Origin of the sequence: Psychrobacter immobilis (genome assembly GCF_904846065.1) — a bacterium.
GTDB classification, from domain to species: Bacteria; Pseudomonadota; Gammaproteobacteria; order Pseudomonadales; family Moraxellaceae; genus Psychrobacter; species Psychrobacter immobilis_H.
Map to the genome: position 1 here is coordinate 1,922,649 of NZ_CAJGZV010000001.1, position 23,450 is coordinate 1,946,098.

The 23,450-nt window shown below is 44.0% G+C and carries 16 protein-coding genes and 1 tRNA gene; 8 read left to right on the top strand and 9 right to left on the bottom strand.

Annotated features, from left to right (window positions below; translation table 11 throughout):
* Nucleotides 1–6 precede the first annotated feature (6 nt).
* From JMW64_RS07930 to JMW64_RS07940, 3 genes are all read left to right on the top strand, one after another.
* Nucleotides 7–1,194 (top strand): tRNA nucleotidyltransferase, encoded by a 1,188-nt coding sequence (locus tag JMW64_RS07930; RefSeq protein ID WP_201554007.1) that lies wholly within the window; start codon nucleotides 7–9, stop codon nucleotides 1,192–1,194.
* A gap of 14 nt (nucleotides 1,195–1,208) precedes the next feature.
* Nucleotides 1,209–1,373 (top strand): SDR family oxidoreductase, encoded by a 165-nt coding sequence (locus JMW64_RS07935; RefSeq protein WP_227694131.1) that lies wholly within the window; start codon nucleotides 1,209–1,211, stop codon nucleotides 1,371–1,373.
* Between the two features lie 95 nt (nucleotides 1,374–1,468).
* Nucleotides 1,469–1,545, top strand: a tRNA-Ile gene (locus tag JMW64_RS07940).
* 242 nt (nucleotides 1,546–1,787) lie between these two features.
* Here JMW64_RS07940 and JMW64_RS07945 read toward each other — a convergent pair.
* The 8 genes from JMW64_RS07945 to JMW64_RS07980 all read right to left on the bottom strand — a co-directional run bounded on the left by JMW64_RS07945 (nucleotide 1,788) and on the right by JMW64_RS07980 (nucleotide 11,629).
* A complete protein-coding gene (locus JMW64_RS07945) occupies nucleotides 1,788–3,470 on the bottom strand; it encodes an NAD-dependent malic enzyme (RefSeq protein ID WP_045446305.1) in 1,683 nt (560 codons plus the stop codon).
* Between the two features lie 465 nt (nucleotides 3,471–3,935).
* Nucleotides 3,936–4,643, bottom strand: coding sequence for an ABC transporter ATP-binding protein (locus JMW64_RS07950; RefSeq protein ID WP_201555086.1), 708 nt, complete (start codon nucleotides 4,641–4,643; stop codon nucleotides 3,936–3,938).
* Between the two features lie 88 nt (nucleotides 4,644–4,731).
* Entirely contained in the window at nucleotides 4,732–6,009 is a 1,278-nt protein-coding gene (locus JMW64_RS07955) for an ABC transporter permease (RefSeq protein ID WP_227694133.1), read from the bottom strand.
* The gene (locus JMW64_RS07960) at nucleotides 6,006–7,247 is read right to left on the bottom strand and encodes an efflux RND transporter periplasmic adaptor subunit (RefSeq protein WP_201554012.1); all 1,242 of its coding nucleotides are present in this window, start codon (nucleotides 7,245–7,247) and stop codon (nucleotides 6,006–6,008) included. The genes JMW64_RS07955 and JMW64_RS07960 overlap by 4 nt, the downstream gene beginning before the upstream one ends.
* 333 nt (nucleotides 7,248–7,580) lie before the next feature.
* Complete coding sequence (locus tag JMW64_RS07965) at nucleotides 7,581–8,438, bottom strand: ABC transporter ATP-binding protein (protein ID WP_201554014.1); 858 nt, start codon at nucleotides 8,436–8,438, stop codon at nucleotides 7,581–7,583.
* A gap of 15 nt (nucleotides 8,439–8,453) precedes the next feature.
* Nucleotides 8,454–9,440 carry a FecCD family ABC transporter permease gene (locus tag JMW64_RS07970; RefSeq protein ID WP_201554016.1) on the bottom strand — a complete coding sequence of 329 codons (987 nt, stop codon included), beginning with the start codon at nucleotides 9,438–9,440 and terminating at the stop codon, nucleotides 8,454–8,456.
* A 47-nt stretch (nucleotides 9,441–9,487) separates the two neighbouring features.
* Nucleotides 9,488–10,345, bottom strand: a complete 858-nt coding sequence (locus JMW64_RS07975; protein ID WP_265089805.1) for a heme/hemin ABC transporter substrate-binding protein — start codon at nucleotides 10,343–10,345, stop codon at nucleotides 9,488–9,490.
* Nucleotides 10,346–10,495: 150 nt separating this feature from the next.
* On the bottom strand, nucleotides 10,496–11,629 hold the full coding sequence (locus JMW64_RS07980) for a ChuX/HutX family heme-like substrate-binding protein (protein ID WP_201554018.1): 1,134 nt from the start codon (nucleotides 11,627–11,629) through the stop codon (nucleotides 10,496–10,498).
* Between the two features lie 477 nt (nucleotides 11,630–12,106).
* Here JMW64_RS07980 and JMW64_RS07985 point away from each other — a divergent pair, with 477 nt between their 5' ends.
* The 5 genes from JMW64_RS07985 (at nucleotide 12,107) to JMW64_RS08005 (ending at nucleotide 21,563) form a co-directional block, all read left to right on the top strand.
* Entirely contained in the window at nucleotides 12,107–14,287 is a 2,181-nt protein-coding gene (locus tag JMW64_RS07985; RefSeq protein WP_201554020.1) for a TonB-dependent receptor plug domain-containing protein, read from the top strand.
* Between the two features lie 102 nt (nucleotides 14,288–14,389).
* A complete protein-coding gene (locus JMW64_RS07990; RefSeq protein WP_201554022.1) occupies nucleotides 14,390–15,664 on the top strand; it encodes an HmuY family protein in 1,275 nt (424 codons plus the stop codon).
* A 350-nt stretch (nucleotides 15,665–16,014) separates the two neighbouring features.
* Complete coding sequence (locus tag JMW64_RS07995; RefSeq protein ID WP_201554024.1) at nucleotides 16,015–17,142, top strand: siderophore-interacting protein; 1,128 nt, start codon at nucleotides 16,015–16,017, stop codon at nucleotides 17,140–17,142.
* Nucleotides 17,143–17,449: 307 nt separating this feature from the next.
* Nucleotides 17,450–19,738 carry a TonB-dependent receptor gene (locus JMW64_RS08000; protein ID WP_201554026.1) on the top strand — a complete coding sequence of 763 codons (2,289 nt, stop codon included), beginning with the start codon at nucleotides 17,450–17,452 and terminating at the stop codon, nucleotides 19,736–19,738.
* A 112-nt stretch (nucleotides 19,739–19,850) separates the two neighbouring features.
* The gene (locus JMW64_RS08005) at nucleotides 19,851–21,563 is read left to right on the top strand and encodes a multidrug ABC transporter permease/ATP-binding protein (RefSeq protein ID WP_201554028.1); all 1,713 of its coding nucleotides are present in this window, start codon (nucleotides 19,851–19,853) and stop codon (nucleotides 21,561–21,563) included.
* 121 nt (nucleotides 21,564–21,684) lie between these two features.
* On the opposite strand, the gene JMW64_RS08010 is transcribed toward JMW64_RS08005, so the two are convergent.
* The gene (locus JMW64_RS08010; protein ID WP_201554030.1) at nucleotides 21,685–23,187 is read right to left on the bottom strand and encodes a PepSY-associated TM helix domain-containing protein; all 1,503 of its coding nucleotides are present in this window, start codon (nucleotides 23,185–23,187) and stop codon (nucleotides 21,685–21,687) included.
* Nucleotides 23,188–23,450: the final 263 nt, after the last annotated feature.

Sequence of the window (23,450 nt, forward strand, 5' to 3'; positions counted from 1 at the left end):
GCATTCATGCAAATTTACCTTGTCGGCGGCGCGGTACGCGATCAACTGTTAGCACGTCCTATTAAAGATAAAGATTTTGTCGTCGTTGGTGCAACTGTTGCAGAAATGCTTGATGCAGGGTTCCAACAAGTGGGTGCAGATTTCCCTGTATTTTTGCATCCTAATAGCCATGAAGAATACGCACTGGCACGCACTGAACGCAAAGAAGGCTTGGGGTATAAAGGCTTTAGCGTACATGCCAGTCCTGATGTCAGCTTAAAAGAGGATCTACAACGTCGAGACTTGACGATTAATGCCATGGCGATAGAAGTCACTAGCTTAACTGATGATACGCCAATCAACGGTGACGTCATTGACTATTATGGTGGCATGGCTGATATAGAAAGCAAAACCTTGCGTCATGTATCAGGTGCATTTAGCGAAGACCCTCTACGAGTGCTTCGAACCGCTCGCTTCTATAGCCGTTATTATGATCTAGGTTTTGTCATTGCTGATGAAACTTTGATTTTGATGCGCCAATTGGTTGACTCTGGAGAGCTTGCGCATTTAAGTGCAGAGCGCATTTGGCAGGAATCTAGCCGTGCAACGATGCAGCTATCGCCGCAGGTATACTGGCAACAACTGTTTGAGATTGGTGCGCTCACAGAATATTTTGCTCCACTACATCAAGCTTGGGCTAATACTCAGATACGTGAAACGGTACAGACTGCGCTATATTTCGCAGGGCAAATGAAATTGAACTTGTCACAACGTTGGACGCTATTAATGAGTAGCCTTAATTCATTTTTATTTACCTCAGAACATACGAATGAAAACGTGAATAAAGCAGTCAATATAAAAGGTATCAATGATATAGGCAACGCCGCTAAGGTACCAAAGGCACACACTCAATTTTCGACTCTCTTCGCTCAGCAAGCCACAAAGCTAAGCACAATAAACCATTTAAGCGCGGCTGACAAAATTGACCTCATACAAACTTGCGGCGCTCATAAAGAGCCTGATAAGTTATCGCAGCTATTAGTGACCAGCCACGTGTTGCAATTGGCAATACAGCACCGTCAGATGATGCTAGCGCTGAATAGCTTTCATGCCATTAGTATGCAGGATATTGACTCAGCGCTAACAGGCCCTGCGATTGGTGCGGCATTACGACAAGCCAGAATTGAGCACTTGCAAGTACGAAACCAATGTTAAGAAAATTTAAAAAGATGCAGCAACGCGATATCATTGACTCAATTCCTATGCAGCGTATAGGTCGACCTGACGAGATTGCCCATCATGTGTTGTACCTAATACAGGCCAATTATATTACTGCTGAGATTATTACTGTTGATGGTGGTCGCAGCCTGACATTGGCTGATGGTCATATTTGATAGAAAAGTAGAGCATCATAAAAAATATCTTGATTACTATCTATCTTTTACTTGAAAAATTAAAAAATTCAGGTATCATTGTCCGTCTAGCGTTAGGGCCCATAGCTCAGTTGGTTAGAGCAGAGGACTCATAATCCTTTGGTCGTAGGTTCAAGTCCTACTGGGCCCACCATATTTAAACCCTTATAAGCATTGGCTTGTAAGGGTTTTTTATTGTCTAGAATTTAATAGAAAACAATCATTGAACTGTGCTGAAGAATCGGTAAAAGTAAACTTGGTAAACTAATGGATTGGATAGCAGTAAAAAAGGTTGCCAATACTATATGTAATATAGCGTTAGCAACCTTTTTTCATTTAGTTTTTTACTTAGATAATGTGCCTAATATTAGAATTTGTTATATCTAATTTCTAACATTAGAAAGAAGTACGGCGATAATTACGATATTCAGGTAACCAAAAATTCGCTTTTAATCGACGTTGTAAATTCTCCGCTGTGATAGGTAGTGCTAGCTTATCTTGAGCCGCTTGCAATGCCACTGCATACGCTATTTTTTCACTGATCTCTCTGATCACCTTAATAGGCGGTAGGATGGCACCAGGGGCTTTTTCGTATTCCATTGATATATCTGCAAGGGCTTGGCTTGCCGCCATGAGCATATTATCGCTGATACCCGTGGCCCGTGCTGCTAAAACACCCAGACCAATCCCGGGGAAAATATAGCTGTTATTACACTGAGAAACCTCGAAAGACTGACCTTCAAAAGTGGTATGAGGGAAAGGGCTACCTGTTGCAACAATTGCCTTACCCTTGCTCCAATTAGTCACTTCTTGCGGTGTCGCTTCCACACGAGACGTGGGGTTTGAAAGTGGTAATACAATAGGATGCTCAGTATTAACACACAAGGATTCGATCACCTCTTGGGTGAACAGACCTTTTTGTCCACTGACACCAAACAATACGGTTATTTTTGCTTGTTTAACCACTTGCGCTAAACCGAGTTTCTTACTTTTATCCCAGCTTTCAATAGCGGATTCTTTTTGTACTAACGGTTCTTGGAATTTTTGTAGCTCCGTCATGTTATCAGTAAGCAGGCCATAGCGGTCAACCATAAATACTTGGCTGCGAGCCTGCGCCTCCGTTAACCCTTCACGCTGCATTTGGCGAATGATATGTTCAGCAATACCGCAACCAGCAGACCCTGCGCCTAAAAATGCTATTTTTTGTTGGCTAAGCTTCTGACCTTTATTTAAGCACGCGGCAATCAAGGTACCGACTGAAACCGCAGCAGTACCCTGAATGTCATCATTGAAGCAGCATAATTGGTCACGATATTTATTCAATAATGGTGTCGCATTCTCTTGGGCAAAATCTTCAAATTGTAATAATGCCTCTGGCCAACGACGTTTAACGGCTTGAATGAATAAGTCGACAAACTCATTGTACTCGTCACCAGAAATGCGTGGGTTTCTCCAACCCATGTACATAGGGTCATCAAGTAGCTGTTGATTATTGGTACCAACATCCAATAAGATCGGTAAGCAATACGCAGGGCTAATACCACCACAAGCGGTATACAAAGCCAATTTACCAATGGGAATTCCCATACCACCAATACCTTGATCCCCTAGACCTAATATACGTTCGCCGTCAGTGACAACGATTACCTTCACGTTTTGCTTGGTGGCATTTTGCAGCATGTCATCAATTTTATGGCGCTCAGGATATGAGATAAACAAACCCCGTTTACGGCGATAAATTTGCGAGAATTTTTCACATGCTTGACCCACAGTTGGGGTATAAATGAGCGGCATGACTTCCTCAATGTGCTGCTCAATTAGATGGTGAAATAAAGTTTCATTGGTATCTTGGATGTTACGCAAGTAAATATGCTTATCCATATCATTAGTGAATGAGCGCAGTTGATGATAAGCGCGTAGTGATTGCTCTTCAATTGTCTCAATGTTATGAGGTAATAGCCCAGTTAAATTAAAGCTATCACGCTCTTCTGATGAAAAAGCACTGCCTTTATTTAGTAAAGGAGTCTCTAAAAGAGCGGGGCCTGCAACGGGAATATATAAAGGACGCTTGTTTGACATAATGTAATCTTCTTATTAAAGGCATATGAGTGAAAGCCATACTGAGTGAAAGCTATGCTAGTGCTGCATTATACATAGCATCTACTGGTATTTAACAATAGATAACAAAATCATTTTGAATGAGCATGGCTCTAAAGGTGATGACACGAATACATTGACCTAGAAATATAGATATATTTAGCTTTTACCTTAAATTTTTATAAAAAAGGGTTTTTTATTATTGGGTGTTTTCTATGAGATTTCATACAATCAAAGCCGCTACCTTTATTGATGTCACTATAGTCGATTCAATTTAAAAGTAGTACAAGGCAACCGAGTGTAGATGTATATTAAATACTTCAAGCGAGGCTAACGCTGTAATGCTTTTATAGTGGAATGACTATATTGACGGCGGTATTTATAGGAATTCTTGTTAAGCAGATAAGTAATCCGCCAATATGACTTTTATTGTCACTACGATATTTTTCAATTATTCAACGTATCACTATCAATACGACCATCAACCAAATTAATCGTTCGATCACAAGATGCTGACAAGCGTGGATCATGGGTGACAAGCAATACCGCGCAATCACGTTCCTGATTGACTTTTCGGAACAGCTCAAACACCTCCCCTGCCGTCACGGTATCCAGATTACCTGTAGGTTCATCAGCCAATAGCAATGCCGGTTCGGTTATCAAGGCGCGTGCAATCGCAACACGCTGTTGCTGGCCACCTGATAGCTCGTTAGGTTTACTGTCAGCGAAGCGCTCTAACCCAACCGCTGCCAGTAGCTCGCGCGCTTTTTGGATAGCAAGCTTATTTGGACGACCCCTTGTCAATGTTAGCGGCATTAAGATATTGTCTAATGCGCTAAACGCTTGAATCAGATGATGGAACTGAAAGACAAAGCCAATAGTACTGCCACGTAAAGCGGTGCGACCAGCATCATTCATAGCGCTGGTCGCTTGACCCAACAGATATAGCTCACCGCTGGTTGGCTGATCTAGTAACCCTAGTACATTTAGCAAAGTGCTTTTACCTGAACCAGAAGGACCAATCAGGGCAGCAAAGTCGTTAGTGCTGATGGTTAAGTCAATACCGTGAAGCACCTCAATCTCATTAGGTTGACCGATGTTATAAGACTTTTTTAGTGCCTCTAAACGCAGAACTTCGTGAGATTGACTGGACATAGGAGTTGACGTCTTATTAAAAGGATTGGCAGAAACATTGTTAAAGTCACTGTTAAAATCATTATTAAAAGTGTCGCTAGAATCATGATTAGACATAGCGAATAGCCACCACTGGATCAAGTGCTGCTGCGCGCCGCGCTGGAATAGCAGCTGCTATCACACCAGTTAGCGTTGCTAACGACATAGTCACTAAGATTAGGTTTATCGATATGGGAATTGTAAATATGTCGGGCCCAAAAGTATTAAAAGACCAGACCAATACATAGCTGACACCACTACCGACAATCGAGCCTAGCAAGCCAAATATAGCCCCTTGAATTAAGAATATTCGTAGGATTTGCTGACGAGTTGCACCCATGGCTCGTAAGATACCAATCTCGCGCGTACGCTGAACCACACTGACCGACAGCACACTGGCAATGCCAAAAGCCACCGAGATCGCCACAAAAACGACAATCATATTGCTAGATAAACTTTGAGCCGTGAGACCACTCAGCAGTTGGGCGTTGGTTTCAATCCAGCTTTCTGCTTGCAATGAGGTCAAACGACCCACTTGTGCAGCGATTTCCTCCGCCTCAAAGATATCTTCAACCGTCAACTCAATGACTGTGATACCGCCCGGTAGGTTGAGTAATGACTGCGCTTGTTTTAGGTCTAGATACACGTAGCGCGCATCAAGCTCTCGTACGCCGAGCTCAAATATACCAGCGATATTGACTACAGCGCTGTTGCTACTAAGGTTGCTACCAAGGTTGTTACTCAAATTATTATTGCTGCTACTACTATCTTGACCTGTATCCAAACGTAATTTGCTGCCGACCTCTACACCCAAATCTTTAGCCAGTTCACTACCAATCAATACATTATCTGCGCCCACTCGCAGCTCACCACTGATTAAGTACTCATCAAGTGGGATTATATTCTGATAGCGCGCCAAGTCAGTACCTACTAGTATCACCGACTCTAATGCCTCGCCACGCCGGACGAACCCAGGCCCAGACACGTTTGGCGATACGGCAGTTAACAAGGGCAGTTGATCTAGCGTGTCAGTGATTTGCTGCCAATTATTAATAGAACGCAGACGTTGTGGACGCTTGTCCTCTTGTATCAGTTGCAGTGTATCATCAGCAGACGGCGCTATTAGGTTGACTTCGTCTGGCGCTACTAAGCGAATATGTGCCTGACTGCCGAGGGTGCTGTCAATAAGGTTGGTCTGTAATCCTTGGATGAGTGCGGTGATAAATATAATAACGGCAACACCTATCGCTACTCCCAGAGTAATCATCAACGACTGTATGCGTCCCTCGCGTAAAAAACTGATGGCAATAGTGGCATCAATCCATAGTCTACCGAAAAAAGCCGTCAATTGACTGTCTCCGCTGCTTGGCTCTTATCCTTTACCGCCCTCATCTTATCAGCATTAGGAGCGGTAAAAGGTGCTGCTTGAAGCGCGGTTCTCACTCTTTTTCCATCAGCCAGTGAGACTGTGGCATCAACCAATATCTCATCACCTGCGCTCAGTCCTGAGAGCACCTCTGATGCTGATAGCCCGCGTAACCCTAATTTCACTACTCGACGTTGTATTTTACCATCACGCAATAATAATACTTCGGCGCTGTCTTCTTTAACATTGGCTAGTGCATCATTAGGAATGACTAAGGCTTTTGCGCGTTGATCCGTTTCGATATTCACTGATACCGTCATATCTTGACGCAAAAAATCAGGTACAGGATCGACGGACAATCTCACCTCTACTGTACCGCGTTGCGGATCTATACTTGGTGCAATGAAACTAATACGTACGGGGAACGGTTTATCTGGATAGGCATCGGCAATAGCGACTGATGGTTGCTGCAAAGCCAATCGAGATAAATTACGTTCATCAAGCGGTACTCTTATTTCAGTCTTACCATCGAGGGCAATAGTAAACAAGCTCTGACCTGGCTGTACCAAATCGCCTACCTCGACATTACGGGTCAGAATAGTGCCTGATACTTTGCTACGTACTTGCGCTTTATTGAGCTGAGCCTGCAATGCGGCGATACGAGCACGTAATAAATCTTCTTCAACACCACCAGAGGAGAGTGCATTCGCTCTCAGGCGTGCATTTTCAAGGTCATTGCGTGCTTGGGCTTGGGCTTGAATCGCTTGCTCCATTTCCTCATCAGAGATGGCCGAGATAGCAGCCAATTCGCGCCTGCGCTCGACATTACGGTCAGCTTGCGCCAACGCTACTTCGGCATTGGTCAAGTCCACCACTGCTTGTGGACGAGTGCTACTAATCAATTCCGCCAACTCGGCTTCTGCTTGCCGCACTTGGGCTGCAACGTCATCGGAGCTTAGTACTAATAATAAATCTCCTGCAGCGACTTGTTCGCCTTCTGCTACCCGTCGCTCTAATACGACACCTGATATCTCGCTACCAATGTCAGTATTTGATACGGCAACGACCCGTCCAGTCGCTACGACCGTCTGCACCAAAGGCATCGAAGATATTCTATAGCTTGGTAATAGTGGTCCTTGCCACCAGCGAAAGGCAAAAAAGCCCGCAACAATGATGAGCAGTAGTGCGCTAACAATCAGTTTATAAGGAATAGCGCGCAATGAGTTTCTCCCGTTCAGAACAAATACCTAGTACTTTACAGTTTCTACTAAATCCGATCGTTATGCGAGTTTACTGCAAAATTTTTTAGGTTTAAAATTATTTATTAACTGAAAACTATCCTATTAGTATGGTTATATTTTGCATAGTTATATTAAAAATATTTGCTTCACTACAATAGTTAAGATGTAAAAAAACCCTTCTTGCTATTATTTATATAGCATGAAGGGTTTTTTTACTGCCGAATAAATCAGTGCGATATATACAAATTAAAAAGCCAAGTTGGTCATCAAATGCCTATCGCAAAGTCAGAATAATGGCTCAAGTGCTCAGAATCATATAAACACCAAACCATCTTCAGTTTGATGCACCTTAATATCAACATCATAAACATCGCTTAATTGCGAGCGTGTCATCACTTCACTAGGCGTTCCTTGTGCAACAACTTGTCCACCGCTTAATAGCACCACTTCATCAGTATAGCGATGCGCATGGGTCAAATCATGCAACACAACCAAGATACTTTTGCGTTGATGTCGCACCAAATTATGCAAATAATGCAGTAAAAAACGCTGATGGCGAATATCAAGATGATTGGTCGGCTCATCAAACATCATGATTTTAGTGTCTTGCATTAGCGCCCTTACGATAGCCAAGCGCTGTTTTTCACCGCCTGATAAGGTTTGCACGCGGGCACTGACCAAACTTGATAACTCAAAATCTTGTAATAAACGTTGCGCGCGCTCAACATGATGGCTATTTGGGCGCTGATACCATGCAAGATTTGGCGAGACTCCTAACAGCGCATAATCCAATACCGTTAATGGCAGCTCAAAACGCTCATGTTGTCCAACCCAAGCAATATGGCCATCATTCATGACCTCGTTGATTGGCTGACCGTAAATCGTAATGTGACCATCCGTTTTAAGCGCGGTTCCTGTGTGTTGACCTAAAACCGTATGCAGCAACGTGCTTTTACCTGCGCCATTTGGTCCGATAAAGGCGACCAGCTTTTGGCTTGGCACGGTTAGTTTGTCTATCTTTAACAATGTTTTATGGCCATGCGAGATATGAATATCTTGCATCGACAACAGCTCGCCTGTATCACTACTCTTGATATCACTACCATTTATACAACTGTCTCGACTCGCTAATGATGTCTTTGATGTAGCCGTAAAATACGAATGAAACATAAACACTCTCTCCAATTAACGGCGGCTACTACGCACAAACAGCCAAATAAAGAATGGACCACCAAGCAACGCTAAAACGATGCCAACGGGCACATCCACTGGATAAGCAACATGCCGCGCCGCGCCATCAATGACGAGTAATAATATCGCGCCAAGCCAGCCAGACCAAATCATGAGGCGCATACGTCCACCACCAAACAGAATAGCCAATAGGTTTGGCACCATCATGCCAATAAAACCAATGACGCCTGCTAAAGACACCGCTGCCCCTGTTAATAATGCCGAGGCAATCACGACCAAACAACGAACCATACCCACCTTGATACCCAAAGATTTAGCAGCGGCTTCACCAAGCATCAGTCCATCCAACTGACGACCTAACGGTAATAAAATTACTAACCCCAATAACATAGAGACAATCGAATAACGCAGCGGTACAAAGCCCGCTTCCGCCATACTGCCTGACAGCCAATTGGTCGCGGAGCGCAGCACCATGTCATCAGACATGAATAAAATCAGGCTGACGACAGCGGCACAAAAAGCACTAATGACAAATCCCAATATCAGCAAGCCCATCTGCCCACCACCCAAAAACCGATGACAAGCGAGAATAAATAAACAGACCAATACGCTTCCGGTAAACGCCGCAAGCGGTATCCCAATGCCACCAAACCCCAACGCCAGAACCAAAACAACACCAAGCGCCGCGCCACCTGATGTACCGATTAAACTTGGGTCCGCTAAAGGATTCTCAAATAAAGCCTGTAATGCTGCACCACTAACTGACAACGCCATACCAACCAGTAATGCCGTCACCACACGCGGATAACGCAGCTGCCAGATGGTGTTATCAAGATAATTGGGACTTGACCATTCGCCAAAGCCAATACCAAGCGCCAACCAAATTAGCAATACAGATGTGACAGCGGCAGCAATATAGTAGATGCTAGGTTTATGTTTTCTAGTTTGTGTAGGGATAGAAGCAGAAATCGTATTTGCCATGTGAGATGTCATTTTGTTGAATATGAGATAAATTGTTTTTACTTAGGCTATTTTGCTATAGCGTTCAGCTTTTTTAAGACGTCAGGCGAATGCAAGCCGTAACGCAGAAAATCATCGGCTGGCCAAAAGTGTACGCCGCCCTTCTTGCCTGCGGCACTTGCTGCAATCTCTGGACGTTTACTAAATTTACTGATCCCGCCAACCACTGCCTGATTATGATCGGCAATAATGATTACATCGGGCTTGGCTGCCAGCCAGCCTTCACGTGACATGGGTTTTAACCCAGATACATTGGCAGCATTTATCCCACCCGCACGGCGAATCAACTCATCCCCTACCGTGTCTTTACCTGCAACGATACGACCATCGTAACTTAATAAATAACGCTTACCCGTCTTTGCCATTGGACTCATCCCTGTATTCCAACGCTTCGCAAGCTGCGACCCTTCAGCTTTTCTATCAACGTAACTGCCGATTGATTTAATACTATTGGCAAAGGTGCTTACCTCTTCTTTGGGCGCGACATTAACGGCTTTAACCTTTAGACCATTTAAGCGCTGATAAATACTCGCAGGCTGCACCATATAACTACCAAGCACCAAATCTGGCTTGACCGCCAACACTGACTCGGCAGTGATATTACGGTGCATACCCACGGCTGGTACATTCTTTAACGCTGGATTATGATTGGTCGCATCTTTACCGACCAATTTATCGGTCGCTCCTAGTGCCACCACGACGTCTGCAACATCGGGGCTCATCGCGACAATACGCTCATAAGCTTGGGCAGAAAGTGAGGGCACGGCAAATGCGCCAATAATGGCAGCAGTGCTGATAGCCCGACTCATCAATTTTTTATTTATCACTGCGTGAGTGATTACTGTTTTTGATAATGCAGAAGACATAAGCATTCCTAATTTGCTAACGTAAAAAATGACAGTATTAACAGAACCATTAACGTGTATGAAGCATCCCAAATAACTCACACAACAGCTATGACTTATCCGTTATGTGAGTGTCAATATCGCAAAATTTACTGATTTTTTATGACGGGTTTACACGCTCTCTTCTTCAGTCATAACCACTGGTGCTAAGGCTTCTGCATATGGATACGCTTCGATGACCGTCGAGACAATTTGCTGCCAGACTTCAAGCTCAGGCGTGCCTTCAATTCGCTGACCGAACACACTAAAGATACTGACGCCGTGACCATCAAAACCTTCGATACAAGTCACGATGCCGTCTTTGGTTGGGCGCTTAACGCTCCACACTTGCGCCAATGCTTTGTCTTTTAAATGCAGCGTAAAGTCATTATGGTCTTTATCTAAAATATTGAACCAATCGCCCATACGTTTGAGCGTCTGCACGGTGCCAGTCTGAATCTGCACCAGACCTCTATTACCAACAAATATCATAATCGGACATTTCGCATCACGCGCTTGCTCGAAAACCGCTTCGACCGCGCTAATATCAAGCTGCTGCGTCATCTGCTCTGGTGCTTGACGGTAGCTACTAGCACGATCAATATCGAGATTTTTTAATAATGAATGAAACTGATGCACATCTGTCATTGCTTGCCAGCCTTGCTGTAGCTGCGTACGCCTCTCTTCACTTAATGCCTTGTAACGCCAGTCATTAAGTGGTTCTTGTGCCTCTAACGTCAGCGTCTCATTATTCACCGTTTGCTGCTGCTCCTGAATCATCGCTTGCCAGCGCGCAATAGTCTCAGCGCTTAACTCTCGTAGATACACTTTATCAATCGCACCGCCTTGCGCGTTATAGAATTGAATACTATAAGAGGGCTTATCGGCGCGGCTGGTATCCGTTACCGCCAGCATATGCTGCCATTGCCACATAAAAAATCGCAAATCTAAGCCACCCACATTGAGTGCCAATCCCATCTTTTCACCAAGCTTAAGATTATGATATGGCGCGGTTTTTTCATGCACTGCCAACTCGTTTCTGACAATGCTTTCCATGTCACCAAAGTTTTCAAATTGCTTTAACACGGTTTTGCACTGATCACCCATATACTGGCTATAAGGGGAGGCTAACATCAGTTCAAACTCGCTGATATCTAATGCAGCCGCTCCTTCTGTGGGAAATAGCATCGGTGTTTTTGCTTTCAATGCTTGGTACTGTTGCCACAGCTCAGTATTTTTTTTAGTTAACGATAACGGTTGACTCATGATGGTCTCCATAAAATAAATAGCAGTAAAAAAGCCAATGATCTTGGCTATGTAGTATTGAGATATGAACATTTTCAGAAAATAGCAGCGACGATGATGATTGATATTTGATAAAACCAATGCCTGCTGTACTACAGTGCTTGCAAGGATGCAGCAAGGGTGTATTTATCAAGCAGACTGTTAGCAATTATCGCTGCTAGTTCATCATTTATAATTTTGTATCTAGGCTTCGGACGAAATCATTATGGCAACATTTTTTCATTTTGTAAATAATAATAATTATCATTTACATCTTGATAATTATTATCTTTTGAAATACTATGTCTGAGCTTTGTTGCTTAATCTAGTGAATCAAGTAACCAAACCTTTAATAATTAATACTATGAAAAGGTCGCTTTAGATCGCTCTTTTTGTAGAAAAAGGTCTTTAAGTAACACGACTTTCTTACTCTCTCTTTTTACGATGGCTGTTTTATTTATGTCAATTTTAGCGTTTGATTTATCGTTGACTCATATGGGACTAAACACCCATCCCTCACTGCTACGTCGTAGCCCATTAGCCATAAGTGTGGCATTAGCATTGTTTGCATTCACGTCAGTTTCAGCCCAAGCAGCGCCAATTTTCGCAGAGACTAATGGTGATATGCCTGACGATGCAGCCATGCCGAGCACACGTTTAGACCCAATCGTAGTAACGGCGACTCGCTCTGAGCGCGCTTTAAGTGATTCGCCAGTTGCCCTGCAAGTACTCAGTCGCCAGCAGCTCGATGACAACCATGCTCATACTTTAAAAGAAGCGCTGGCCTTGTTGCCCAATGTCTACTTACGTGAAGTCCACGGCAAGACAGGTTACGAAGTCAGCATGCAAGGCTTCACAGGTGATCAAGTATTGGTGTTGATTGACGGTTTACCGATTACGGCAAGCACTGGCTCGACAGTAAACTTGAATCAGTATATGAATATGGATATCGAACAGATAGAGGTGGTGCAAGGAGCGGCGTCAGCGCAGTTTGGTAGCGCGGCGATGGGCGGCGTCATTAATATCATCACCAAACCTATTGGCGCGACAACAGGACATATCACCACCGAGATTGCCAGCAATGGGCAGCAAAATCCATCTGGTAAAAAGCTAGATGCCAATAAGCGCTATGTAGAAGCCAGCGTGGAAGGGGCATTGGATAAAAACCAGCGCTTTCACGCGCGTCTATCAGGCTCGTATCTGGACAATGATGGCTTAAGCTTAGACCATGAAGCATGGCCCAGATTAAAAGATGCCAGCGAACAATCACAAGTCAGTGCCCGCCTCAGCTACCGCCCTGACGGTAACGATACATCAGGTAATAACAATGACCGCAACGATAGCCGACTGGTCAAAAATTCTCAATATTGGCTAGAAGCCAGCCACTATAAAGAAGACGATATCAGCCGTTTTAATTATTATGTCGCGCCGCGCTATTTGGCACAGCAAAGAGATGAACACATCAGCAAGCAGCGCTTTAGTATCGGTGCGCGCGCTGATATCGCGCCGCATGTCGATGATCGCAGCAAGACTTATCGATTGTCCGCTCAAGCGCTGCATAAGGAATATCAAAGCGAATCCAATACTAAAACGCAGCAAGCCATCACTAGTGCCCGTGATACAGACATTAGTACGACGTTGGCACAAGCCCAGCTCGACTTACCTGAGCTATTGCTATCCGATAAGCACCTTCATCTTATCCAAGTCGGCGGTCAGGTTCAGCAAGACAAGTTAAGCCAAACGAAAAACCAAGTCAGCGAGCTTATCAGCGATGACGTCAGCCGTAATGTCGGTGAGCTGTATCTACAAGATGATTGGCTGATTGGCGATAACTGGGAAGTGTTGAGCGGTATTCGCTATCAAAACGATGAAGACTTTGGTGGTCATACGGCGCCGAAAGTATCACTTAAATACAACCATTTGGATGCCAGCGGTCGTGACCATGTCTTTCGTAGCAGTATTGGCGGTGGTTATCGCGTGCCCAACCTGAAAGAACGCTACTACGTCTTTGACCATAGCAATTTGGGTTATAAAGTCATGGGAAATCCTGACTTGCAGCCTGAAACCTCAACCAGTTACCAGATCGGCTATCAAGGTCAACTGAGCGACACCATGAATTTGACGGTCAATGGTTTTTATAACGAGATAGATGACCTGATCCAAACCGATGAAGACAACGCTACCTTCGACGGTAACATCGCCATTTATAAATATATGAACGTCGATAGTGCCAAAACTTATGGCGGCGATATTGGCCTTGACTGGCAAGTGGACGAGCGCGCCAAACTGCAAGCCAGCTATGCTTATTTAAAAACGCATAACAATGTGACAGATACCGAGCTGACCTATAAGCCCAATCACAAAGCGATGCTGGCACTAGATTATCAGCTTAATGACAAATTACAGCTGATCCCGCGCCTCAATTATGAATCCAAACAGCTGATTAGTACCAGCGAGCAAGCGTATTCACCGTCTTGGTGGACGCTCGATAGCAAGCTCAATTATGACGCAACTGCAAACTTGAGCTTGTATGCAGCGATTAATAATATCTTTGATGTGCAGCGCGCTGTCACCGATACCAGTGACTATCGTCCCATTGATAATCGCGAGTGGTTACTTGGCGCCAGCTACCATTGGTAAGCCCTTGATTCACAATCATTCTAAAGCAAATGTATTTGTACCGCTATTTTTCCCCTTATTTTGTACCCTCTATCTGAAACCACAACCTTCAAGGAAGCTGATATGACCCCCATTTTCCCAGCAGTTCACACCAAGCCGACCAAATTGGCATTACTGTTTAGTGGCAGTATTTTAGCACTCAGCATGACCGGTTGCGGAGGCGGCAGTGATGGCTCGAGTAGTGGCAATACCGGAAATGGCGATAATGGTGGTAACACGCCGCCTGTTAGCACTGCCAGCTTTAGCGAAACGGCCACTTGGCAAGTCACCAATCTAGCGCCTAATACTGCGACCTGTTATGACTTTGATGCCAAAGCTGAAAGCTCGTGTGCTGAGGATAAATGGGATATCAAGTTTGATAACCAAGCGCGTTCGGTCAAGCTTTGGTCAAATAGTGGTGATTCTGGCGATGGTAAAGGCGGCGTTTTTGGTTTAATCGATTGGTCAGATCTGAGTCGTTATAGCAATGCAACTCAAGATCCTGATACCAGTCGTGATATTACCATGCACTACAATGAAGACCGTAGTGGTGGCATTTTTGATGCACAGCCTTGGTTTGAATACAATTTAAAAGACAACCATCAGCTCTACCCGAACAATCGTGTCTACCTTGTCACCACAGATAATAGCAGCGCCATGACAGACAGCAGCGTCCAGCAGCCTATTTATGCCATGCAGATTACCAACTACTATAATAATGCTGGAACCTCGGGCTACCCTACTCTGCGCTGGATTGATACGGCGCTACCGAACAAGGTGCAGACGAAAACCATCGATGCCTCAAACAATGATAACTGGGTCTATTTTGATCTAACCACAGGACAAAGTAGCACCGATAAAAACAGCACTTGGCAGATTGGTTTTAAGCGTAATAGTGTTATTTTAAATGGTGGCGATTCTGCAATTGGCACTCATAAAGGCAAAGTTGGTGGCTTCTTATCAAAAACACCAATAGGGTATTATGATGATAAAGGTGAGCCCATTGTCAGCAAGTTTATAACCGATGGTAGTGCGGCAACTTTAACCGACCTTACCAACACCGCTGTGTACGATAAACCGATGAGTGCCAGAAGCTGGGTCATTGATAGTAAAGGCTCGGATCTCAATCCTGCTTATACGGGTAATTTCCCGAACCTAGACTTTGGCTGGTATACCTACAATGGCATGACCCATCAACTAAATGCCAAAGCGGTTGACAGCGCTCAAGGCGCGCTCATTAGATCCGCTGAAGGCAATAGCTATGCCCGCGTGCGTTTGGATAAAATCAATTACCCTGATAGCTCAGCGACGACTGCGACCTCATGGGAATTTAAAATAGACATTCAACCTGCTCCTTAACACTTTACTGTTCGACTTTAGCTCGCCCAACCCTTTTTTGTAAGCTATCAAACCTTGCAAAAATAGGTTGGGCGATAACGTTTATACACAGTCTAAGAGTCACCACTGCCAAGCATTACAAGAAAGCTATTAGTCATTCGATAACACCAGTCCTTTTAGGATTGTAAATAAATTAACGTATGGTATATTATCGTAATCAAAACCTAAATGACATTAATAATCATTAATATTTGAATGTTTTATGCTTATTAACTATTATATTTCCATCTTGCCCTTAATCAGCAGCCAATCATTTATTAATTAAAAATTTTGCTGAACAATTATTTGAATTTTGGCTTGGATGACATTTTATGGCTCAACCACTTACTCAGTACGATTTCGATAAAACGCCGCTCGACATGGCTGACAAAGCCCAGTTTATGAGTCATGTCAATGAAGAGCATCAAGATGAACTCGCGATGTTTATCAATGCCTTTACTACCACGGCAGTGAGTGAGCACGAGATCGCCTCGATAGCAGAGCTGTATACTGATGGGATACTAATGGATGTCACAACCGCCCATCATGACAACGATACCTTAACAAACAGCAGCAAGCTCAGCCGTCAATATTTTATCGATTTTACAGTTCCTATTAGTGACTCTATGACGCTACAAGAGCAATATATAACGCTATTGCAAACATCTGCCAATAAGCTTGGCAAGCGCACGATTAAGCTTCAAGAACAGCGTTTTACAGTCATTAATGGCTATTATGCCAGCCCCAATATGTATCGACTGCTGGTAACCGCACCCGATACTACGCCACTCACTCATCCGGGCTACGCGTATTTGTTTGAGCTAAATGCGGACGGTCTATCTGCTACAAAACACCAGCCCAAAGATAGCGACAAACCTTTGCAGCGCTACTATACCTTGCGAAAAGCATGGCGAGATTCGAGCAGCTCGTCCGTCCAAGCGTGGATAGATGTCTACATTCACGGCGACACGGCAGGAGGCAGTTGGGCGCGCGCACTTAACTGTGGCAGTCAAATCAAAACAGTACGTGAATATCCAGAGAAGATAGAACATCTCAGCACTGGTCAGTGCTTACTCATCTGTGATGAAACCTCCTTGCCTACGGTGGCCAATCTATTGGAAAACTGGCAGAATCCATTGCCGCCCCTCGTCATAGCCATCACTAATGATCCAGAGGACATTCGTTATCTACATACCCTAACGCTCAGTAATCCACTACGCCACGAGGCGCATTTTTTGCAAGATAATGTGTGCCAGCTGATTAATACCCCAACAACTGATATTACAGAGCAAATAATGGCATTATTAAATACGCAATTTGCGCGACTGCCTGTCAAAATTGACAAAGTATGGGGCGCGCTGGAAGCAGCGGATATCAAATTATTGCGACAGCAACTAAAGGCAACCCTTGGGTTATCACGTCAGGATATGGTCATTAAAGTCTACTGGCGTGCGCAATAATCATTATGTTTTTTATAAGTGGCATTTTTTATAAACAGCAAGCATTTAATAAGTAGCAAACATTTAGTCATAAACAGAAAGCATTTAGCCACTTACCAACCACTTGTGCTGACTGCTAAATTGAGCTAATAACAATCGTTGCTGCTGGTATAGCGCGACTTATCAACTTTAGACGACTTACTACTTTGCCTAACAAAAACGTACACTTAACACGATAAAAATATATTGAGATTTAATCCAGTAATATATTGTAATGAAAATGATTATCATTATAATAAGCATTTAATCTTATGTGCTGGAAATATTCATGCAACTGTCTCGTTTATACTCTGCTTTATTTCGCCCTACTCTATTGAATATGTCTCGCCATCCCTTGTCATTAAAATCACTGTGCTCATCTTGTCTGTCTACATCGGTAATACTACTGGGTGCAAGCCAAGCCGCGTGGGCACAAACAGATTTAAATGCTGACGCTCAATCCGATACCCCAAGCGTGGTACTCGATGAGATTGTCGTGACCAGTAGTGCTGATGCATCAGCCGATGGGTTGCCAGATGCCTATGAAGGTGGTCAAGTAGCGACAGGAAGCCGTGTCGGAATCTTGGGCAATCAAGACATCATGGACACGCCGTTCTCCACTACCTCATATACCAATGAATATATCGGCAATCAACAAGCCCAAAGTGTGGGCGACCTGCTCAAAAAAGACCCGACTGTTCGTGTCGCTAGAGGCTTTGGCAACTTTCAAGAAGCGTACTTTATGCGCGGCTTTGTCACAACCTCTGACGACACGATGTACAATGGTCTATACGGCATATTGCCAAGGCAGTATATCGCTACTGAATTGTTCGAGCGTGTCGAGGTTCAACGCGGGGCATCTGCCATGCTAAATGGTGCAGCGCCCAGTGGTGGTAACGCCGGTGGTACGATTAACCTATTACCTAAGCGCGCCAGTAATGACCCACTACGTCAACTAACGCTTGGTTATGGTCAAGGTGATCAAGGCAAAATCGCTATAGACGTCAGTGATCGCTTTGGTGCTGATGATGCATTTGGTGTGCGCTTTAACGCCGCTTATCAAGATGGCGACAGCGCGATTGATGATGAATCTTCAACACTGGGTCTTGCAGCGTTAGGACTAGATTATAGAGGCGATCAGTATCGATTATCAGCTGATTTGGGCTGGCAAGACAACAAACTCAAAGAGACTCGCCCTAGTGTCACGCTTGCTGGAGTTTCTAGAGTACCAAAAGCACCAGACGGCTCAAAGAATTGGGCGCAGCCTTGGACGTATTCAGATGAAGAAGATGTCTTTGGTACCATTCGAGGAGAATATGATTTTACTGATAATATTACCGCTTATGGTGCTTACGGTGTGCGAAGTGGTGAGGAAGAAAACTCACTGGCCAATCTAACCGTCAACAATGTTGATGGTGCGGGTACGGTTTATCGCTTTGATAACTCTAGAAAAGATTTGGTACAAAGTGCTGAGCTCGGTCTGCGTGGTCAATGGCAAACGGGTGGCGTGGCTCATCATTGGGTACTAGCAGCGGATCTCTATGACCAAGAAGAAAAAGGGGCGTTCGCCTATGATTTTGGTAATCAACCCGCAACCAATTTATATCGCCCTATTGACTACGCTGAGGTACCTTTTACAAGCACAGCAATCTTCGGTGGTAACTTAGACGATCCAAAATTGACCAATGAGAAGCAATTCCAGAGCTTTGCGCTAGCCGACACTATTTCTATGTTCGATGACAAGTTAAAAACTACTTTAGGTGTGCGTCATCAGAATTTAAAAACCACCAGCTATGATCCTAACACTCAGGCTAAAACGGCTGATTACGATAAAAGCGAGTGGACACCAAGCGTTGGAATTGTCTATCAACCAAGCATGGACTGGTCTGTTTATGGTAACTATATCGAAAGCCTAGCGCCAGGCGCAAGGGCACCTCTGACTAATAATAGTGGTGCTGTCACCAATGGTGGTCAAAATTTAGATCCTTATGTGAGTGAGCAGACTGAGGTTGGCGTTAAGTATGACAATGGTTTAATTGGCAGTAGTTTGGCGATATTCCGCACTAATGAGCCGCGCGCTTATATCAATGACGCCAACACCTTTGTGGCTGCTGGCGAAAATCGCCATCAAGGGGTGGAATTGACTGTATTTGGTAGCCCAAGCGAAAACATGCGTTTCAATGCTGGTGTTACTTACTTAAATGCTGAGCAAAAAGACACGGGCGATGTGACGTTCGACGGCAACCGAGTCATCGGACTGCCCACGCTACAAAGCAACGTCAACCTAGAATATGATTTAGCAGCAGTTGAAGGATTGACGGTGACCGGCGATATCATTCACACAGGCGCACGTTATGCTGATGCTGCCAACAGCTTAAAAGTTGACGGTTATACCACGCTAGATCTAGGTGCTCGCTACAAAACCATGCTCGCTGGACAAGACGTGACGCTAAAAGGAGTAGTTACTAATATTACTGGTGAAGACTATTGGCAATCAGTGGGTGGTTATGCGGGTGCTGGGTATTTAAATGCCGGTGAGCCTACTGCCCTAAAAGTATCAGCGACTTTCGACTTTTAAGACATGCCCATTAAACCACGTTTATAAGACTTAGATAAAAGGGATTAGGCACCACCTACTCCCTTTTATGTTATCAAAAATACGCAAAAAACCATTCTATTATTGAGCCATTATGTCCTCTCACGCCACCGTTTCTTTATATCAGATGATTTGGGCACACTATCGCCTGCCCTTTCTTAAAGTTATTTTCCTTAATTTGGTGAATGCGGCGGTCAGTGTGGGCATCATTGCCTATATCAATCACACCTTTATCAGTCAGCCTGTTTTTAATACCTTATCGTGGGCAAGCTTGGGTCAATTTTCAGCTTTGGTGCTGCTGCTATTAGTCACGACCTTCGTATCACAATATGCACTGACCCGTTTGGGGCATCAGTTCGTCTACGAGCTTAGAACCAAGCTGGTCAAACAAATCATCGATACCAAAGTTCCGCAAATAGATCATTTGGGTAGCGCACGGTTACTCGCCAGCTTATCCTCAGATATTCAATCGATTACCGTCGCCTTTGTGCGTATGCCAGAACTGGTGCAAGGCGTTATTTTATCGGTTGGTGTCGCCCTTTATTTAGGCTGGTTGTCGCTGCCATTATTATTGATTGTCATGTTTTGGATTGCGATGACGATTTGGATAAGCACCATTTTAGTGAAGCATGTCTATACTCATTTAAGAGAGCTCAGAGAGATCAATGATCTTTTATATGAGGACTATCAATCCATTATAGATGGTCGCAAAGAGCTGGCGCTTAATCAACACCGCGCTGAAAAACTCTACAAACATGATTTTTTAAATCATGCCAAGTCTTATCAAAATCGAGTGATTAAATCGGATACGTATCATTTATCCGCCGTGAATTGGTCGAATATTATGATGTTCGCAGCCATTGGTGTGGTGTTTGCCGTGTCAAATTATCTTACTATTCCAATGGGTATTGCCACCACTTTCTCTTTAACCATTCTATTCATGCAATCACCCATCCTCCATGCCGTCGGCGCGTATCCGACCTTACAAACGGCACAAGTGGCGCTGGATAAAATACAATCTTTAGAATTGGCGGAGTACCAATCAACCTTTACAACGGATATTGTGGTCAACAACTGGCAGTCCATATCGTTCAATGATATTGGCTATCGCTATGCAAGTATTAATACCGATGCAAATGAGCTAGTGGTCAAAGAAAATGAGCATGCTAGCGATATCCTAAAATCGGTTAATCTGACTTTGCAACGTGGCGATGTGGTGTTTTTAATCGGGGCGAATGGTAGCGGTAAATCTACGCTTGCCAAGATTATTACAGGCATTTTCACCCCTAGCATCGGTGCTGTAAAAATAGACAGCCAGCTCGTTGACTCAGAAAACAACGCCGATTACCGACAGCTTTTTTCTGCCATTTTTAGCGATCAGCATCTTTTTAAACAGCTGATTGGTAGAGAGAGACAGCAACCCGATGAAGCGCTCGTAAATACATGGCTGCATAAATTGAATTTACAAGATAAAGTCAGCGTGACTGACAACCAATTATCGACCGACAAGCTATCACAAGGACAACGCAAGCGCTTGGCCATGCTCATTGCCGTGGCTGAACAAAAAGACATACTGCTACTCGATGAATGGGCGGCTGACCAAGATCCTGCCTTTCGCCGAGTGTTTTATCAAACACTGATACCTGAACTCAAAGCCTTGGGTAAAACGCTGTTTATCATCAGTCATGATGACGGTTACTTTGAGCATGCAGATCGATTATTACTGATGAAAGAAGGCCGATTGATTGAGTTAAATGCTGAAGAGCGTCAACGTGCTAGTGCCGATGCCATTGCTATGTTGGAGTGAATACTGGCTTAGTAAAAAGTTAATGGCGAGCAATAAAAAATCAGGGCATCTTTTAGAAAGTTGCCCTGATTTTGTGTAAATAAGAATGACTTTTTGAATGGCTCTCTTATTTTATTTAATTTTAAAATAATAATTTCTGTAAAAAACCAACCCGTGAAATGACTAAGAAATCTAGTAATCCGATAGCGACAATCGCGATGATGGCGGTCGGGAATATGATTGCCACTGCTAACAAAGGAATGGCAAACGGCCACCATATAGAAAAACTGAGACCACGCGCTGGTGGATTTAGTCCAACCTTTTCACTGGCATGACGTGGACGGCGTTGCCACCACATAATGTAACCGCTCACACAAATAGCAATAACCGATAAGCAAAATAGGACATTGACCAATACGCTCCACCATCCAAGCGTCCCCATATGAATAGCAATGCCCGCCGCCATAAATTTACCAAAAGCATTATAATCATCAAAGCGGATATCTGCCAAAATATTGCCCGAATAACGATCGATATGTACCGTACGATCAGCCATTGGATTTTTCATATCATAGCTCATTGAGTCTTGGCTAATCGTCCAGACGCCCGTATTACCCTGTGGCAGATTTAATTGGTAACGTCCGACAATACCAATCTCACGGGCAAATCGATCTACAGTATCGATCATAATCGGTATATTGGACGCGATACCATCCTTGCCAGCGACAGTGCCAGATGTTGGCATTGGTGTCAATTCAAGCACCCAAGGCACATCTTTGGTACTACCCGTATTTAGTGCATCACCATGCGTGGGTGCTGTGGCTGGTGTTGCTCCATGAACGTGCGGCGTGGCTTCAGCGTTATTCATATCCATACCAACATGATGTTGACTGTGATCAATAGAAAGCGGCATTGGCGCAACGCCCCATTTGCCCGCAGGAAACTGACTCCATGCCTGCACGACTCGCTCGCCCCAGATGCCTGCCCATGCCATTCCTGAAATACAGAAAAACAGTAGCAACACAGATATCCAACTGCCCAATGTCGCATGAATGGTACGTATGAATGAGCGTTTTTTCTTATTATTTACAGCATCATTGGGTATAAGCATGGCTTTGAGTGATTTGCGTTTTTGCCACCACAAATACCAACCCGTTAGAATCATTAAGATGGTTAATGAGGCAGTGGTTTCTTGGATATAATCACCGACTTTGCCCAATAGTAAATCAGCATGAATATCATTAAAGGTATAGTACAGACCACTATTAGTCGGTGTGCTTTTGACGATATCAGCCGTATAAGGATTCACCGCCACCATATTCTCATGACTGGCTGACTTAACTTGAAACAAGGCAACGGTGCCCGTATCACGAGGCGCGATATATTTCACCAGCGTGCTGTTAGATAAAGTGTTCAACGCGTTTTTAGCTTGCGTAGAAATAGGTGCTGTCACCGCTGAATCTGGGGTGGTAATGGTGAGGCGATCGTCATCACGACCTGCTATGTTAGACATCAACAGCATGCCAAGTGCGCTGCAAGCTAGGATAATTAGGAAAGGTGCTATAAACATTCCCGCATAAAAATGCCAACGCCATACCGTAAAATAGCGTTGAGTATTGGTTGCTTGACTTGTATGTCTGTTCATAAATATGACCTTTAACAATCTTTGGTTGCTCAATGAACGACCTAGACCTATTAATAGTAGTAATAAATCCTGTCTGTCTGTTGATCTAAAAGTTGATTCCAAATAGACGGCTGCATCATACGAGAAAAGCCTTGTAAACACCATTGCTTATAGTCAAAAATTATCGTCATATTAAGGCGTTTCTTCAATTTTCATGTTTGCATCATAGTCATCTTAATGGCTAAAAATGAGGCTACTTCACTCGACATCTTACTAAGAACGCT

Excerpts from the sequence above, each read along its gene's own strand:
- JMW64_RS07975 (WP_265089805.1), bottom strand. The coding sequence starts at position 10,345 with ATGTCTTCTGCATTATCAAAAACAGTAATCACTCACGCAGTGATAAAT.
- JMW64_RS07935 (WP_227694131.1), top strand. The coding sequence starts at position 1,209 with ATGCAGCAACGCGATATCATTGACTCAATTCCTATGCAGCGTATAGGT.
- JMW64_RS07950 (WP_201555086.1), bottom strand. The coding sequence starts at position 4,643 with ATGTCCAGTCAATCTCACGAAGTTCTGCGTTTAGAGGCACTAAAAAAG.
- JMW64_RS07995 (WP_201554024.1), top strand. The coding sequence starts at position 16,015 with ATGGCTCAACCACTTACTCAGTACGATTTCGATAAAACGCCGCTCGAC.
- JMW64_RS08005 (WP_201554028.1), top strand. The coding sequence starts at position 19,851 with ATGTCCTCTCACGCCACCGTTTCTTTATATCAGATGATTTGGGCACAC.
- JMW64_RS08010 (WP_201554030.1), bottom strand. The coding sequence starts at position 23,187 with ATGAACAGACATACAAGTCAAGCAACCAATACTCAACGCTATTTTACG.
- JMW64_RS08000 (WP_201554026.1), top strand. The coding sequence starts at position 17,450 with ATGCAACTGTCTCGTTTATACTCTGCTTTATTTCGCCCTACTCTATTG.
- JMW64_RS07985 (WP_201554020.1), top strand. The coding sequence starts at position 12,107 with ATGTCAATTTTAGCGTTTGATTTATCGTTGACTCATATGGGACTAAAC.
- JMW64_RS07930 (WP_201554007.1), top strand. The coding sequence starts at position 7 with ATGCAAATTTACCTTGTCGGCGGCGCGGTACGCGATCAACTGTTAGCA.
- JMW64_RS07980 (WP_201554018.1), bottom strand. The coding sequence starts at position 11,629 with ATGAGTCAACCGTTATCGTTAACTAAAAAAAATACTGAGCTGTGGCAA.
- JMW64_RS07970 (WP_201554016.1), bottom strand. The coding sequence starts at position 9,440 with ATGGCAAATACGATTTCTGCTTCTATCCCTACACAAACTAGAAAACAT.
- JMW64_RS07990 (WP_201554022.1), top strand. The coding sequence starts at position 14,390 with ATGACCCCCATTTTCCCAGCAGTTCACACCAAGCCGACCAAATTGGCA.
- JMW64_RS07965 (WP_201554014.1), bottom strand. The coding sequence starts at position 8,438 with ATGTTTCATTCGTATTTTACGGCTACATCAAAGACATCATTAGCGAGT.
- JMW64_RS07945 (WP_045446305.1), bottom strand. The coding sequence starts at position 3,470 with ATGTCAAACAAGCGTCCTTTATATATTCCCGTTGCAGGCCCCGCTCTT.